We start from the raw sequence: 15,082 nt of genomic DNA on the forward strand, positions 1-15,082 counted from the left end.
TACCATCCGACTCCCCAACGGACTCCCGCCAGGACGACGCGATGAACCGAGTGTTGTACCCAGGTACCTTCGACCCTATTACCAAGGGCCATGGCGATCTGGTCGAACGCGCCTCGCGCCTGTTCGATCACGTGATCATCGCCGTCGCCGCCAGCCCGAAGAAAAACCCGCTGTTTCCCTTGGAACAACGTGTGGAGCTGGCCCGCGAGGTCACCAAACATTTGCCGAACGTTGAAGTCGTCGGCTTCTCGACGCTGCTCGCGCATTTCGCCAAAGAGCAGAACGCCAATGTATTCCTGCGTGGTTTGCGCGCGGTGTCGGACTTCGAATATGAATTCCAGCTGGCCAACATGAACCGCCAACTGGCACCGGATGTGGAAAGCCTGTTTCTTACCCCGTCCGAGCGTTATTCGTTCATTTCCTCGACACTGGTCCGTGAAATCGCGGCCCTGGGCGGCGATRTCACCAAGTTCGTCCACCCGGTGGTGGCCGATGCCCTCACCGAACGCTTCAAAAAGTAGGCGCTGCCGAAGGCTGCGATCTGCTGCACTTGATCGCGCCCGCGTGCACTGCGGGCGCCAATGCGGCACAATTGTGCGCATTGGTTTATTGCGCCAGGGCCTGCCGCCCCGGCTGGAGTTAGCATGTCCCTGATCATCACCGACGATTGCATCAACTGCGACGTCTGCGAACCCGAGTGCCCGAACGCCGCCATTTCCCAGGGCGAAGAGATCTACGTGATCGACCCGAACCTGTGCACGCAATGTGTCGGCCACTACGACGAACCGCAGTGCCAGCAGGTCTGCCCTGTGGATTGCATTCCACTGGACGAGGCCCATCCGGAAACTGAAGAACAGTTGATGGAGAAGTACCGGAAGATTACCGGTAAGGCTTGAAAGCCTGGAAAGATCGTCCGAAGGCGGCCCGAACCTTCGGACGATCTTTTTTATGCCTCACTCCCGCTGCTCAAACCCTTCCCCGACGCACCCCAGACACCGCACAAACGCCGCTTTCGCCGGGTCGACCACCAGCGCCTGTCCTGCATCGCCAATGCCGCCGCCCAACGCGGTAAATGGCAGCGACACCACAAACGCCCCGGCACCGATCACTGTCGCCACCACCAGCAACGGTCGGGCAATCAGCAGATCGCCAAGCATGGCGTAGGCCGGTGGATTCTGGATGGTGTAACGCGGGTCGCCGCTGCCGTTCTCAGTAGCCAGCGTGGGCGCAGCGATGCTCAGCAGGGCTTGACCGCCATGGATCGCCCGCGGGACAGCTGGAACAGACGCTCGCCATCGAACAGATCGGTCAACGGCTCCGGCCCCAGGCGAACCAGCAGTTCGTGATTCAGCGGGTCCAGACTCCAGAGCATCGCCCCGAACCGACGCGGGTCGGTGTAACGCAGGGCCAGGCCCGATTCCAGCTCGATGTCCACATGCTCATGCTTGGCCGCCGGCAAGCCGGCTTCCACCAGCCGCAGATTCCCCGACATGCCCAAATGGCTGATCAACGTGCCGACTTCGGCATTGATCAGTAAATACTTGGCCCGCCGTTCCACCAGCACGATGCGCTGGCCCGACAGCCGCACATCCAGGTCTTCGGGGATCGGCCAGCGCAGACGGCGCTCACGCACGATCACCCGGCTGACGCGCTGGCCTTCCAGGTGCGGTGCAATTCCGCGGCGGGTGGTTTCGACTTCCGGCAGTTCTGGCATGGGGCTCTCGAATCAGGCGAGGTTCGACACTCAACGTGTGGCGAGGTCGCGAATTTCTTGTTTCTGGGTTTCGAAATCGYATTCCGATAGGCCGATGTAATCGAGCACCAGATGCCCGACATTGTTCCATTCGTGGTCTTCAGACTGGTTGCCCAGCACCCGATAGGAAGCACAAATGTGCTCGGCCATCTTCAGGATTGCCAGCAGGTTCTTCAGCGGCGTATTGCGGCACGACTCATCGCTGAAAATGGCCAGGGCATTGTGATGGTTGGCAATGGCCTGGGTGACATGTTCCGGCAGACGCCAGGACTTGGCGGTGTAATACCCGACCACGGCGTGGTTGGTGTTGTATTGCTTGTTCTCGGTATCCACCACGCGGCATTCGGCGCTGGCGTTGGCATAGGCCTGTTCCAGCACTTTCATGTAATCGGGGAATTTCTTGAGCATCAGCGGAATGCCGCAATCGTGGAACAGGCCCAGCGCATAAGCTTCATCGCCGGCCTGGACACCGACGCGCTTGGCCAGGCTCAGGCAGGTCATCGCCACGTCCTGCGCCGTGTCCCAGAAACGGTTGAGGGTGACGATGGTCTCGTCGTTCAGCTCACCCTTGATCGACTGCGCGTTGATCAGGTTGATGATCGAACGACTGCCCAACAGGTTTACTGCACGCTGGATCGCGGTGATCTTATTACTCAAGCCGTAGTACGGCGAGTTGACGATTTTCAACAAAGCGCCCGAAAGGCCTGGGTCCTGGGAGATCAGTTTGGCGATCACCTCCAGGTCCGGGTCGGGCATATATTGCTCCATCTGCAGATCCACCATGATCTGCGGCTGGGCCGGCACACTGATGCCTTGCAGGGACTGTTGAATCTGTTCAGAAGACAGCTCTTGGGACATAAGTACGCACTCCGGGTCAGGCGGGGATTCTAACCCTTAAAAAGATCGATCCGACAGCCAGTCAAACTCAATCCATATGTGTGCGGGCCCGCGATGGCGCCATGCGCGTTTCATCGTCCGTCAAACCCGCCACTCCCTCAACACGCTATACTCCCGCTCTTTTTTCCGGAGCGACGTCATGTCCCTGCCTAGCCTGCGCCTCAAAGCCAACGCCGACCGACGCCTGCGCAACGGTCACCTGTGGGTCTACAGCAACGAAATCGATGTAGCCGCCACCCCATTGCACGGCTTCAAGGCTGGCGATCAGGCGATCCTCGAAGCCGCCGGCGGCAAGCCGCTGGGCATCGTTGCCATGAGCCCGAACAATCTGATCTGCGCCCGCCTGCTGTCGCGCGACATCAAGTTGCCGCTGGACAAATCGCTGCTGGTGCATCGCCTGAACGTCGCCCTGTCGCTGCGCGATCGCCTGTTCGACAAGCCGTTCTATCGTCTGGTCTACGGCGACTCCGACCTGCTGCCAGGCCTGGTGGTCGACCGTTTCGGCGACATCCTGGTGGTCCAGATCGCTTCGGCGACCATGGAAGCTCACAAAGATGACGTGATCGCGGCCCTGACCCAAGTGCTCAAGCCAAGCGGCATCCTGTTCAAGAACGACTCCGCAGCCCGAGACGCCGAAGGCCTCAACCGTTACGTCGAAACCGTGTTCGGCCTGGTGCCGGAGTGGGTGGCGCTGGAAGAAAACGGCGTGAAGTTCGAAGCGCCGGTCATCCAGGGCCAGAAAACCGGCTGGTTCTATGACCACCGCATGAACCGCGCGCGTCTGGCACCTTATGCCAAAGGCAAACGCGTGCTGGACTTGTACAGCTACATCGGCGGCTGGGGCGTGCAAGCAGCCGCCTTCGGCGCCAGTGAAGTGTTCTGCRTCGATGCGTCGGCCTTCGCCCTCGACGGCGTCGAGCGCAACGCCGCACTGAACGGTTTCGCCGAAAAAATGACCTGCATTGAAGGCGACGTGTTCGAAGCCCTCAAAGAGCTGAAAGCCAGCGAAGAACGTTTCGACGTCATCGTGGCCGACCCTCCTGCATTCATCAAACGCAAGAAAGATATGAAAAACGGTGAAGGTGCCTACCGTCGCCTGAACGAACAAGCCATGCGCCTGCTCAGCAAGGACGGCATCCTGGTCAGCGCATCGTGCTCGATGCACCTGCCGGAAGACGATTTGCAGAACATCCTGCTGACCAGCGCCCGTCACCTGGACCGCAACATCCAGATGCTGGAGCGCGGCGGACAAGGCCCGGATCACCCGGTTCACCCAGCCATTGCCGAAACCCGCTACATCAAGAGCATTACCTGCCGTCTGCTGCCAAACAGCTGAGTACGCCGGTTTGACGGGGAGCCGACAGGCTCTCCGTCAGCCATTCTGACGCTGCGACATCTCCTCTCCCGCCCCATCGTCTTACTCTTGCAGTCCTACAAACTTGCAGGACGTTTCCCTGCACATTTGATTTGAAAGAATATAACTTACAAACTTTCTCCAACCCCAAGACTGCTCCGACAAAATTACTGGAATATTCCTACTTGATCTCCCCTTGATAAGAGCCCATTAAAGCCTATGATTGAGTTGTCACCTCGAAGTGACACTCACTATCAAATGACAAGGAGCTCAACTCCTGAACGCAGGAATACTGACAACATCAATACAAGGTACTGTTGAATGGGGCTGGGATGAACTGTCGAAGATATTCCATATCGGTACCAAAAACATCCCCTGCGAACATGTCCCTCAGGATATTCATGAATGGTCCAGACACTACCTGGATCACTGCACCGAAGTGCTGGCCGCTCCTGCGCCGAGCAACCGGCCCACAGAACGCCAGGCGCGGGAGCTGATTGGCCTGCCAAAGCCTTCCTGCCTGCCGGAAGGGTCTCTTGCCAACGTCCTGATCGGCCGAAAAACCTGCCGCACCTTCACGGACGCAGCAGTTTCACTGGAAGCTATCGGCACGCTGCTTTACCTGTCCCTTGGCTACTTGCATGAGCGCGAAAACGATGTCGACGAAACCCTTGTCGAAGGTCTCGATGCCCGGCGCAGCAGCCCATCCGGTGGCGGGCTGAATGCCTGCGAAGGCTTTCTTCATGTACACAACGTCAGCGGCCTGAAACCCGGGCTCTACGCCTATCACCCCACCGACCACGCCTTGAGTTTCGTCAACCCGACACCTGACTCACCACTGGGGCAGTTGCTGTGTGGACAGCACTTCATCAACAACCTGCCCGTGGGCCTGTTCATCACCAGTCGGTTCGACAAGCTGTGGTGGAAATATGAACACTCGCGAGCCTACCGAATGGCCTTCGTGGAAGCAGGGCATATTTCTCAAACATTCCAACTGGTGGCCACTGCACTGGGGTTGAACACCTGGCTGACGGGGGCGCTGGCCGATGATCAGGTCGAGGTCTTGCTGGGGATCGAGAACAGCGCGGAACAACCTTTGTTTTTTGTCGGCTGTGGCTACAGCGACGGACAAGTGATGTGCAAGGAATTGAAAGATCTTCTGAGCAGTCGGGAGCCGCAACAATGACCACTCCCATCATTGCCCCGTTGGAGCAGCCCGTGTCCTGGGCTCATCGTTACACCCTGGGCGACTGGAATACCCGTGCGTCAGTGCGCACCAGCGAACACGACTATCTATTACCACCAGACCTGGAACAGCAACTGGAAACGCGCCACTGGTTTCCTCCAGGCTTCCTGGCTTACCTGACTCACCCGGCTATCCAGGCGGCAGGTCAAACCGTCATCCATCGGTTGTCGGCCAATCATCTGGTGTACTTCCTCGACTACACCACCTTGCTTGAGCACCGCATCGTCAACCGCTCCGTGGAAACCATCATCCATGATGAACTGAACGTCCACATTCCCGCACGAATGAAGACCGCCGCGCTTCAGCTTTATACCGACGAGGGTTATCACGCCCTGTTTTCCAACAGCCTTGCCGAGCAAGTAGCCAGTTTCTACGGGATCAGCCGACGTCCGGTCATGCCCCACCGCATCATGCGATTGAACGCCCTGCTTGACGGCGCCCCGGAAAGATACAGGGCGCTGGCCTGGTTCCTCGTCGGGTTCGTGTCGGAGACGATCATTGCCAAGGAACTGCTCGATGTCTGCCGTAACGACCTGGTTTCCAGCGTCCAGGCAATGCTCAGGGATCATCTGGCGGACGAGGCGCGCCATAGTCGCTATTTCTCTGAAGTGTTCCATTACCTGTGGCTGACGCTGAACAGCCCTCAACGCACGTTTGTCGCCAAAGCGCTGCTGGACATCATCCGGATGTTCTTCGAAGCCGATGAGCGATGGATGCGCGAAAGCCTGCTCAGCGCGGGTCTTGGCGAGACCACCATCACGGAAATTCTTGGCGGACTGACCAGCCCCCAAGCCACCCATCAACGGGCGCGATCCGGTGCTGGCGCAACGCTTCAGGCGTTAAAAAAGGCTGGTTTCTTCGACTTGCCCTCCAACCAGCAACTGTTCATGAAGGCAGGGCTTATCGATGGCTGAAGGACAATCCGCGGCGACCGTCAAACAACGTCGGGGAGCGGTCAGCCTGTTGTTGGCCATGGTGCTGCTTGGCGTGTTCCCGCTGGATGTCCTGCTGCCCTCTTTCCCGGCGCTCGCCGAACACTTTCGCAGCACACCCGCCGACATTGCGCTGTCGATCAGTCTGTTTGCCGTCGGCATAGCGGTCTCCCAACTGCTGATCGGGCCGCTGTCGGATGTGATCGGGCGCAAAGGACTGTTGCTCGCTGGAATAACCATCTCGATGCTGGGTGCAGTGGGCTGCACGCTGACCACGGACTATGTTCACTTCCTGTTGTTCCGTGTGATTCAGGCACTCGGCTGCGGGTGTTTCGTGCTGTCACAAGCATTGATCCAGGACCTGTTCGAGGGCGAGGAGCGTGACCGGTTGCGGATCCTGATGGTGACTGCCACCGGCGTTTTCATCTCGGTCTCACCGTTGGCCGGCACGTTCCTGCAAGCCACGCTGGGCTGGCAGGGCAGCTTTGTGGTGTTTATCGCACTGGCTGGAATAGTACTGCTCAAGGCCTGTTTTTTTCTCGAAAGCACTCGGCCTGCGGCAACCGGGGCGCTATCGAATATCTTCCAGCCCTACCGCCGGGTCTTGTGCGATGTCGACTTTCTGTCCTACTGGCTGATTTCCGCCTTTGCTTTCGCCTGCCATTTTTCCTTCATAGTGATTTCGCCGCTGATTTTCATGGATCAACTCCAGCTGTCGGCCTATGACTTCTCGCTGATTCTGCTGGTCTATGGCGGCGCCTACATTGTCGGCGGCACGGTTGCGACGCTGCTGGGTAAACGTCTCAGTCCCGGCCATCAAGTCATCAGCGGGCTGAGCCTGATCCTGCTGTCCGGCCTGATCATGCTTTACCTCTCAAGCCACTTTGCATTGTCCCCGATTACCGTCCTGGTACCGATGCTCATCTGTACCGCCGGCACCACCATTGCCCGACCGGCCGCCACGTCCAAAGCCATGAGCCTGTTCCCTGAAAATGCGGGAACTTCGGCGTCGGCCGGCAGTACGGTGATTTTCATCTGTGGCGGGTTAATCAGTGCGCTCATCAGCCTGAGCCCGGCCAACCTGCAATCCACGCTGGGATACAGCTTTATCATCCTGAGCAGCGTGGCGCTGGTACTCAACAGTCGTATCCATAGCCGAGCCAAGAGCCCGGGAGCCAGCCCAAGCGTCGAATAATCCTGCCAGTCGTCATCCCACACGCCCCGTCAGCACTGGATCAACGTTTTCCGGCATTCCCTCCTGACGCCAGCGGTGTAGAATCGCGAGATTCATCGCCAGTCATCCCCCGGCGGGTTTATGAGCTCAAGCTGAAGCGCGCGGCGATCCCGCAAAGTTATCGGCAACTTCCGGACACACGGCCATTTCTGAGTGTTCCAGACGTCAATAGAAGCTCACTTCCCTTTTGATACCTGATTTGCCGCCCGGAGTGCTCCATGCCTGATTACCGCTCGAAAACATCCACCCACGGTCGCAACATGGCCGGTGCTCGCGCACTGTGGCGCGCCACGGGGATGAAAGATGACGACTTCAAGAAGCCGATCATCGCCATTGCCAACTCCTTTACCCAATTCGTACCGGGCCATGTGCACCTGAAGGATCTGGGTCAACTGGTCGCACGTGAAATCGAACGGGCCGGCGGCGTAGCCAAAGAATTCAACACCATCGCCGTGGATGACGGCATCGCCATGGGCCACGACGGCATGCTCTATTCGCTGCCGAGCCGCGAGATCATCGCCGACTCCGTCGAATACATGGTCAACGCCCACTGCGCCGACRCCATTGTCTGCATTTCCAACTGCGACAAGATCACCCCTGGCATGCTGATGGCCGCCTTGCGCCTGAACATCCCGGTAATCTTCGTGTCCGGCGGCCCGATGGAAGCCGGCAAGACCAAACTGGCCAGCCACGGTCTCGACCTGGTCGACGCCATGGTGATCGCCGCCGACTCCAGCGCCTCTGACGAGAAGGTCGCCGAGTACGAGCGTAGCGCCTGCCCTACTTGCGGTTCCTGCTCCGGCATGTTCACCGCCAACTCGATGAACTGCCTGACCGAAGCCCTTGGTCTCGCATTGCCGGGCAACGGTTCGACCCTGGCCACCCACAGCGACCGCGAACAGCTGTTCCTGCAAGCCGGCCGCACCATCGTCGAGCTGTGCAAGCGTTACTACGGCGAGAACGACGAGTCGGTGTTGCCGCGCAACATCGCCAACTTCAAGGCGTTCGAAAACGCCATGACCCTGGACATCGCCATGGGCGGTTCCACCAACACCATCCTGCACTTGCTGGCCGCGGCCCAGGAAGCCGAGATCGATTTCGACCTGCGCGACATCGACCGCCTCTCCCGCCATGTACCGCAACTGTGCAAGGTCGCGCCGAACATCCAGAAGTACCACATGGAAGACGTGCACCGCGCCGGCGGGATCTTCAGCATCCTCGGCTCCCTGGCCCGTGGCGGCCTGTTGCACACCGACCTGCCGACCGTACACAGCAAGACCATGGCCGAAGGTATCGCCAAGTGGGACATCACCCAGACCAACGACGAAGCGGTGCATCACTTCTTCAAGGCTGGCCCGGCGGGCATCCCGACGCAAACCGCGTTCAGCCAGTCGACCCGCTGGGAAACCCTGGACGACGACCGTGAAAACGGCTGCATCCGCAGTGTCGAACACGCTTACTCGAAAGAAGGCGGCCTGGCCGTTCTGTACGGCAACATCGCGCTGGACGGTTGCGTGGTGAAAACCGCCGGTGTCGACGAGTCGATCCACGTCTTCGAAGGCAACGCGAAGATCTTCGAAAGCCAGGACAGCGCCGTACGCGGCATCCTCGCCGACGAAGTGAAGGCTGGCGACATCGTGATCATTCGTTACGAAGGCCCGAAAGGCGGCCCGGGCATGCAGGAAATGCTCTACCCGACCTCTTACCTGAAATCCAAAGGCCTGGGCAAAGCCTGCGCCCTGCTGACCGACGGCCGTTTCTCCGGCGGCACTTCGGGCCTGTCCATCGGCCACGCTTCGCCAGAAGCCGCTGCCGGTGGCGCGATCGGTCTGGTGCAGGACGGCGACAAGGTCCTGATCGACATTCCGAACCGCTCGATCAACCTGTTGGTCAGCGACGAAGAACTGGCCGCGCGCCGGGTCGAGCAGGACAAGAAAGGCTGGAAGCCGGTGGAAAAGCGTCCACGTAAAGTGACCACCGCTCTGAAAGCCTATGCCCTGTTGGCGACCAGCGCCGACAAGGGTGCCGTGCGTAACAAAGCGATGCTCGACGGGCTGTAATACTTAACCGTCGAACAAAAAAATGCCCCGCCAAGTGCGGGGCATTTTTTTGATCGTTCCCACGCAGAGCGTGGGAACGAGATCACAGCGCTTATTGAATCTCTTCCGGTTTGACGATCACCCAGTTCTTGTCCGCCGTCACCGCCAACCCTTCTTTCGCCTGGGCCGCTGCGTGCTTGGCCATCATGCCGTTAATCTGGGTCATGTACTTGTCTTTGCGGTTGACCCACAAATGGATGCCGCCCTTGGACACGTCGACGCTGTGGAACAGCATGTAACCGTCGCTGCTCGGCGTATCACCACCCACCAGGACCGGCTTTTTCCATTCATCGATGTAGGTCAGGATCGCCGCTTGTTTGCCGGCCATCCAGGTTGCCGGAGTCCACAGGTACGGGGTCAACTCGAGGCCAAGGTTGGCCTTCTCGTCATACTTGCCCGCAGTGATCTGCTTACGCGCCGTGGTCAGTTCACCAGTCTTGCGGTCCTTGAGCATCGTGGTCACACCGATCACGTTCTGCGGTTTGACGTTGTAGCCGTACTTCGGATCGGCAGCGACCATGCGCACCAATTCTTCGGAGGCAGCGGTCATCACGTAGACCTCAATGCCATTTTCCATCAGCTTGTTGTAGAGCTCGGCCTGGCCGGTGAAGACTTTCGGCGGCTGGACGTCGATGGTCTTGACCACATCGCCGTCGTAATAAGTGCTCGGCACCGGTTTGCCAGACGCCATCAGCTCATCGACGTAGCCCTTGAGCTCTTGAAGCGTGAAGCCGGAAAACACTTGGGCGACCCATGGATAGCAGACCATGTCGTCGATTTCGCAGAGACGATAGTAGTAGCTGAACAGGCTCTCCTTATGGTCGGCGGTGTCTTTGAACGGGATCAGTTTCAGCGAGGGGTCGAGGCTCTCGCGGGTGATCAGGCCCTTGTTTTCCATGAACGGCAACAATGACTCTTCGAGGTCGTAGCGGTAACTGGTGTTGTCCATGTCGAACACCGCGAAGTTACCCTTGTTGGCATTGGCCGCGATCATCGCGTCCAGCGCCTTGGCCTGATCCGCTGGCCAGTGCTTCAGGTCGGTAGCGAACGCCTGGCCGGCAAGGCCAAGACTCAAACCCAATCCAAGTGCAGCAGCAAGAAATTTCGGTGCAAGCTTCATCGGCGTTTCTCCCCGGTTCAAAGAAATCGACGCTAACAAATAAGTGTGACAATCCTCGCCTGCCCGCGACCGCTTGCATCCTGATTCCGTCAGCGGCATTCCTTATAGCGGCATTGGCTTATTCCAAAAACGACAGTTGACCGCTGTTTTTGATATTAAATCATTACATATCAAGCTGTTAGGCTCACCGGTTCGCAGTCACACACGAAGGTGGCTGGCACAAGTCTATGGAGCCTCTATGAATCTGCCGCTGATCCTCAATCTGCTGGTGTTCCTCGCCTTGCTCTTTGGCCTGGCGCAAACCCGTCACACCACCTGGAGCCTGGCGAAAAAGGTGTTGCTGGCGCTGGTGCTGGGCGTGGTATTCGGTATCGCCCTGCACACGATTTATGGTGCGGGCAACCCGGTGCTGAAAGCCTCGATCGGCTGGTTCGATCTGGTGGGCAACGGTTATGTGCAGTTGCTGCAAATGATCGTGATCCCGCTGGTGTTCGCCTCGATCCTCAGTGCCGTGGCCCGTCTGCACAACGCTTCGTCGCTGGGCAAGATCAGTTTCCTGACCATCGGCACGCTGCTGTTCACCACCGCCATCGCGGCGCTGATCGGTATCGGCCTGACCAACCTGTTCGGCCTCACCGCCGAAGGTCTGGTCGCCGGCACCCAGGAAATGGCGCGTCTGCAAACCATCCAGACCGACTATGCGGGCAAGGTCGCCGACCTGAATGTGCCGCAACTGTTGTTGTCGTTCATCCCGCAGAACCCGTTCGCCGACCTCGCTCGCGCCAAACCGACGTCGATCATCAGTGTGGTGATCTTCGCCGCATTCCTTGGGGTCGCGGCGCTGCAACTGCTCAAGGATGATGTCGAAAAAGGTCAGAAAGTGATCAACGCCATCGACACCCTGCAAGCCTGGGTGATGCGTCTGGTGCGCCTGGTGATGAAGCTGACCCCATACGGCGTGTTGGCGCTGATGACCAAAGTGGTCGCCGGCTCCAACCTGCAAGACATCATCAAGCTCGGCAGTTTCGTGGTGGTGTCCTACATCGGCCTGGGCCTGATGTTTGTGGTCCATGGCGTGCTGGTGTCGGCCGCCGGGATCAACCCGTTGCGCTTCTTCCGCAAGATCTGGCCGGTGCTGACGTTCGCCTTCACCAGCCGCTCCAGCGCCGCCACCATTCCGCTGAGCATCGAAGCCCAGACCAGCCGTTTGGGTATTCCACAGTCCATCGCCAGTTTCGCTGCCTCGTTTGGCGCGACCATTGGCCAGAACGGCTGTGCCGGTCTGTACCCGGCAATGCTGGCGGTGATGGTTGCGCCAACCGTGGGCATCAACCCGCTGGACCCKYTGTGGATCGCGACGTTGGTSGSGATYGTGACGCTGAGTTCGGCCGGGGTGGCCGGGGTTGGTGGCGGTGCAACCTTCGCCGCGCTGATCGTGTTGCCGGCCATGGGTTTGCCGGTGTCACTGGTGGCGTTGCTGATTTCCGTTGAACCGCTGATCGACATGGGTCGCACGGCGTTGAACGTCAGTGGCTCGATCACCGCTGGGGCGATCACCAGCCAGATCATGCAGCAGACGGATAAAGCGCTGTTGGATGCGGATGAGCATTCGGAGTTGGCTCACGCTTAGCCCGCACTGATCGTTCCCACGCTCCCGCGTGGGAATGCCTCAAGGGACGCTCCGCGTCCAGTGACGCCGAGCGTCACGGGCTGCATTCCCACGCAGAGCGTGGGAATGATCTATGTGCGCTCCCACACCTCAAAGCTGTACGCCGGCTTATCGCCTTCTGCCGGATTCGGAACATTCGACACCAGCTTCCACTGGTTCACATCAAACTCCGGAAACCACGCATCCCCTTCCGGGCTCAGCGCCACGCGCGTCAGGTATAGCCGATCGGCCTGCTCCAGACCTTGCGCATACAACTGCGCACCACCAATTAACATCAACTCATTGGCACCCTGCTCCAGCGCCCATTCCTCGGCGCGAACCACGGCCGCCTCCAGTGACGGATAAACCTCCGCGCCTTCCAGCTGCAAATCCACCTGGCGACTGACCACGATGTTCAACCGGCCCGGCAGCGGACGACCGAGGGAATCCCAGGTCATGCGCCCCATGATGATCGGCTTGCCGAGGGTGGTGGCCTTGAAGTATTTGAAGTCCCCCGGCAAGTGCCAGGGCATGCTGTTGTCGACGCCGATCACACGGTTTTCACCGAGGGCTGCGATCAGGCTGAGGGGGAGTGATTTAGTCATGCCGGCGAGGATACCAGAGCCTCCCTTACCCCGATAAGCGTCACAGCGGTTATGCTCATCGCTCAATGAAGCGACGGGATGCCGCGTGACTGAACTGACGCCCCTGCAAAACCTCTGGCTGAGCGAAACCATACGCCTGCGTGAAGAACACGCCGGCCCCCTGGATGATCTGGAAGCCAACCGAGTCGCCCGTAGCGCCGGCGGCGACCTGCCGACGCGTATTCAATGCCGCGCCCGGTGGCTGGCCGAGCGCGACGGGCAGACCCGCGCCCTCAAACACTGGCTGCAAGGCGCGCGACTGGCGTTGATCGTGCTCGCCGTGCTGGCCGTGATCAGTGGCGCTGGCCTGGCGTTTGCCGCGCTGGGCGACGGCCAGACCCCGGTCAATGTGTTCTGGGCCTTGGGCAGCCTGCTGGGGCTGAACCTGATTCTGCTATTGAGCTGGGCCCTGGGCCTGGTGTTCGCCGGCGAACAGGGCGCCGCCCTCGGACGCTTGTGGTTGTGGCTCAGTGAAAAACTCGCCCGCGATGCCAACGCCGCGCAACTGGCGCCGGCCCTGCTGCTGTTGCTGCAACGGCAGAAACTCAATCGGTGGGCGTTGGGTGTGCTGGTCAACGGCTTGTGGTTGTTGGCGATGCTCAGTGCCTTGGTGATGCTGCTGACGCTGATGGCGACCCGGCGCTATGGCTTCGTCTGGGAGACCACCATTCTCGGCGCCGACACCTTCGTCGCCATGACCCATGCCCTCGGCGCCCTGCCGGCCTTGCTCGGTTTCAGTGTGCCCAGCGTGGAGATGATCCGCGCCAGCGGCGATGCCGCGCTGAACATCGAAAGCGCCCGCCAGGCCTGGGCGGCGTGGCTGGTGGGCGTGCTGCTGGTGTACGGCGTGTTACCGCGTTTGCTGCTCGCATTGTTCTGCCGGTGGCGCTGGAAAACCGGCCAGGCAGCCTTGCATCTGGACTTGAACCTGCCAGGTTACGCCCAACTGCGCGAACGGCTGATGCCCACCAGCGAACGCCTGGGTATTAGCGATGCCGCKCCTGAGCAACTTCACCGGGTTGAAAACGCGGCCAGCGACCTGCAAAGCGATGGCGCACTGTTGGTGGCCATCGAGCTGGACGATCAACGCCCCTGGCCACCGCAGCTGCCGAAAAGCGTCAACGACGCCGGCATCCTCGACAGCCGCGAATCCCGGCACAAACTGCTTGAACAGCTGAGTCGCTTTCCCCCGGCCCGCCTGGCCATCGCCTGCGATCCACGGCGTTCGCCGGACCGTGGCAGCCTCGCGCTGATTGCCGAACTGGCTCGCAGTGCTACGGCTACCCGCGTGTGGCTGCTGCAAGCGCCGCCCGGCGAAGCGCTGGATGCCGAACGCCTGGGCGACTGGCACGTTGCGCTGCAACAACTGGACTTGCCATTCGCCGATTGCGCGCCGTTGAGCTGGCTGGAGACGGGTCATGACTGATGCCTGGAAACGGCCATTGAAACTCGCCGTGGTCGGCCACACCAACGTCGGCAAAACCTCGTTACTGCGAACGCTGACGCGGGATGTCGGCTTCGGCGAAGTCTCCCATCGCCCCAGCACCACGCGCCACGTCGAAGGCGCGCGATTGTCGGTAGACGGCGAGCCGTTGCTCGATCTGTTCGACACGCCGGGCCTGGAAGACGCCATCGCCCTGCTCGACTACCTCGAGCGCCTGGAACGGCCCGGCGAACGCCTCGACGGCCCGGCGCGGCTGGCGCGCTTCCTTGAGGGCAGCGAAGCCCGGCAGCGCTTCGAACAGGAAGCCAAGGTGTTGCGACAATTGCTCGCCTCCGACGCCGGCCTCTATGTGATCGACGCTCGGGAGCCAGTGCTGGCCAAGTACCGCGACGAACTGCAAGTGCTGGCCAGTTGCGGCAAACCGCTGCTGCCAGTACTGAATTTTGTCAGCAGCGCCCAGCAGCGCGAACCGGATTGGCGTGAAGCCCTGGCGCGGTTGGGCTTGCATGCCTTGGTGCGGTTCGACAGCGTCGCGCCGCCGGAAGATGGCGAACGCCGACTGTATGAAAGCCTCGCGCTGCTGCTGGAAAACTCCCGCGAACAATTGGAACGCCTGATCGCCGATCAGCAGGCCCAACGCCTGGCCCGTCAGCAGAGTGCAGCACAGTTGATTGCCGATTTATTGATCGATTGCGCCGCCTGCCGCCGCAG

At 60.1% G+C, this 15,082-nt stretch carries 13 protein-coding genes and 2 pseudogenes; 10 read left to right on the forward strand and 5 right to left on the reverse strand.

What is annotated here, in order from left to right; translation table 11 throughout:
* Positions 1 to 41 precede the first annotated feature (41 nt).
* On the forward strand, positions 42 to 521 hold the full coding sequence (coaD, locus tag AC1DLB_RS04415) for a pantetheine-phosphate adenylyltransferase (protein WP_477784652.1): 480 nt from the start codon (positions 42 to 44) through the stop codon (positions 519 to 521).
* Between the two features lie 123 nt (positions 522 to 644).
* Positions 645 to 896, forward strand: coding sequence for a YfhL family 4Fe-4S dicluster ferredoxin (locus AC1DLB_RS04420; RefSeq protein WP_003195146.1), 252 nt, complete (start codon positions 645 to 647; stop codon positions 894 to 896).
* Between the two features lie 57 nt (positions 897 to 953).
* On the opposite strand, the gene AC1DLB_RS04425 is transcribed toward AC1DLB_RS04420, so the two are convergent.
* The 3 genes and pseudogenes from AC1DLB_RS04425 to AC1DLB_RS04435 all read right to left on the reverse strand — a co-directional run bounded on the left by AC1DLB_RS04425 (position 954) and on the right by AC1DLB_RS04435 (position 2,557).
* Positions 954 to 1,262, reverse strand: a complete 309-nt coding sequence (locus AC1DLB_RS04425) for a multidrug transporter (protein ID WP_477784657.1) — start codon at positions 1,260 to 1,262, stop codon at positions 954 to 956.
* Positions 1,244 to 1,714, reverse strand: a pseudogene (locus tag AC1DLB_RS04430) (DNA-formamidopyrimidine glycosylase family protein); the annotation flags it as partial. The gene AC1DLB_RS04425 and the pseudogene AC1DLB_RS04430, both read right to left, overlap by 19 nt.
* Positions 1,715 to 1,744: 30 nt before the next feature.
* Complete coding sequence (locus tag AC1DLB_RS04435; protein ID WP_477784658.1) at positions 1,745 to 2,557, reverse strand: HDOD domain-containing protein; 813 nt, start codon at positions 2,555 to 2,557, stop codon at positions 1,745 to 1,747.
* A 232-nt stretch (positions 2,558 to 2,789) separates the two neighbouring features.
* Between AC1DLB_RS04435 and AC1DLB_RS04440 the strand changes: the two genes are divergently transcribed.
* The 5 genes and pseudogenes from AC1DLB_RS04440 (at position 2,790) to ilvD (ending at position 9,476) form a co-directional block, all read left to right on the forward strand.
* Positions 2,790 to 3,986, forward strand: a complete 1,197-nt coding sequence (locus AC1DLB_RS04440; RefSeq protein ID WP_477784653.1) for a class I SAM-dependent rRNA methyltransferase — start codon at positions 2,790 to 2,792, stop codon at positions 3,984 to 3,986.
* A gap of 289 nt (positions 3,987 to 4,275) precedes the next feature.
* Positions 4,276 to 5,190, forward strand: a pseudogene (locus tag AC1DLB_RS04445) (SagB family peptide dehydrogenase); the annotation flags it as partial.
* Complete coding sequence (locus tag AC1DLB_RS04450; protein WP_019580593.1) at positions 5,187 to 6,164, forward strand: diiron oxygenase; 978 nt, start codon at positions 5,187 to 5,189, stop codon at positions 6,162 to 6,164. The pseudogene AC1DLB_RS04445 and the gene AC1DLB_RS04450, both read left to right, overlap by 4 nt.
* Positions 6,157 to 7,377 carry an MFS transporter gene (locus tag AC1DLB_RS04455; RefSeq protein WP_477743618.1) on the forward strand — a complete coding sequence of 407 codons (1,221 nt, stop codon included), beginning with the start codon at positions 6,157 to 6,159 and terminating at the stop codon, positions 7,375 to 7,377. Before AC1DLB_RS04450 ends, AC1DLB_RS04455 begins: the two co-directional genes overlap by 8 nt.
* A gap of 257 nt (positions 7,378 to 7,634) precedes the next feature.
* Entirely contained in the window at positions 7,635 to 9,476 is a 1,842-nt protein-coding gene (gene ilvD / locus AC1DLB_RS04460; RefSeq protein ID WP_477784654.1) for a dihydroxy-acid dehydratase, read from the forward strand.
* 91 nt (positions 9,477 to 9,567) lie between these two features.
* On the opposite strand, the gene AC1DLB_RS04465 is transcribed toward ilvD, so the two are convergent.
* Positions 9,568 to 10,635, reverse strand: coding sequence for an HAD family hydrolase (locus tag AC1DLB_RS04465; RefSeq protein ID WP_018928673.1), 1,068 nt, complete (start codon positions 10,633 to 10,635; stop codon positions 9,568 to 9,570).
* Between the two features lie 238 nt (positions 10,636 to 10,873).
* Here AC1DLB_RS04465 and AC1DLB_RS04470 point away from each other — a divergent pair, with 238 nt between their 5' ends.
* The gene (locus AC1DLB_RS04470) at positions 10,874 to 12,265 is read left to right on the forward strand and encodes an L-cystine transporter (protein WP_477784655.1); all 1,392 of its coding nucleotides are present in this window, start codon (positions 10,874 to 10,876) and stop codon (positions 12,263 to 12,265) included.
* Positions 12,266 to 12,375: 110 nt separating this feature from the next.
* Here AC1DLB_RS04470 and AC1DLB_RS04475 read toward each other — a convergent pair whose 3' ends face one another.
* Complete coding sequence (locus AC1DLB_RS04475) at positions 12,376 to 12,888, reverse strand: dihydrofolate reductase (RefSeq protein WP_477743617.1); 513 nt, start codon at positions 12,886 to 12,888, stop codon at positions 12,376 to 12,378.
* Positions 12,889 to 12,973: 85 nt separating this feature from the next.
* Here AC1DLB_RS04475 and AC1DLB_RS04480 point away from each other — a divergent pair, with 85 nt between their 5' ends.
* Positions 12,974 to 14,353 (forward strand): DUF2868 domain-containing protein, encoded by a 1,380-nt coding sequence (locus tag AC1DLB_RS04480; protein WP_477743616.1) that lies wholly within the window; start codon positions 12,974 to 12,976, stop codon positions 14,351 to 14,353.
* The coding region (locus AC1DLB_RS04485; RefSeq protein ID WP_477784656.1) for a GTPase/DUF3482 domain-containing protein at positions 14,346 to 15,082 on the forward strand (737 nt) is incomplete at its 3' end. The genes AC1DLB_RS04480 and AC1DLB_RS04485, both read left to right, overlap by 8 nt.

It is taken from the genome of Pseudomonas sp. 05N434, assembly GCF_056396965.1.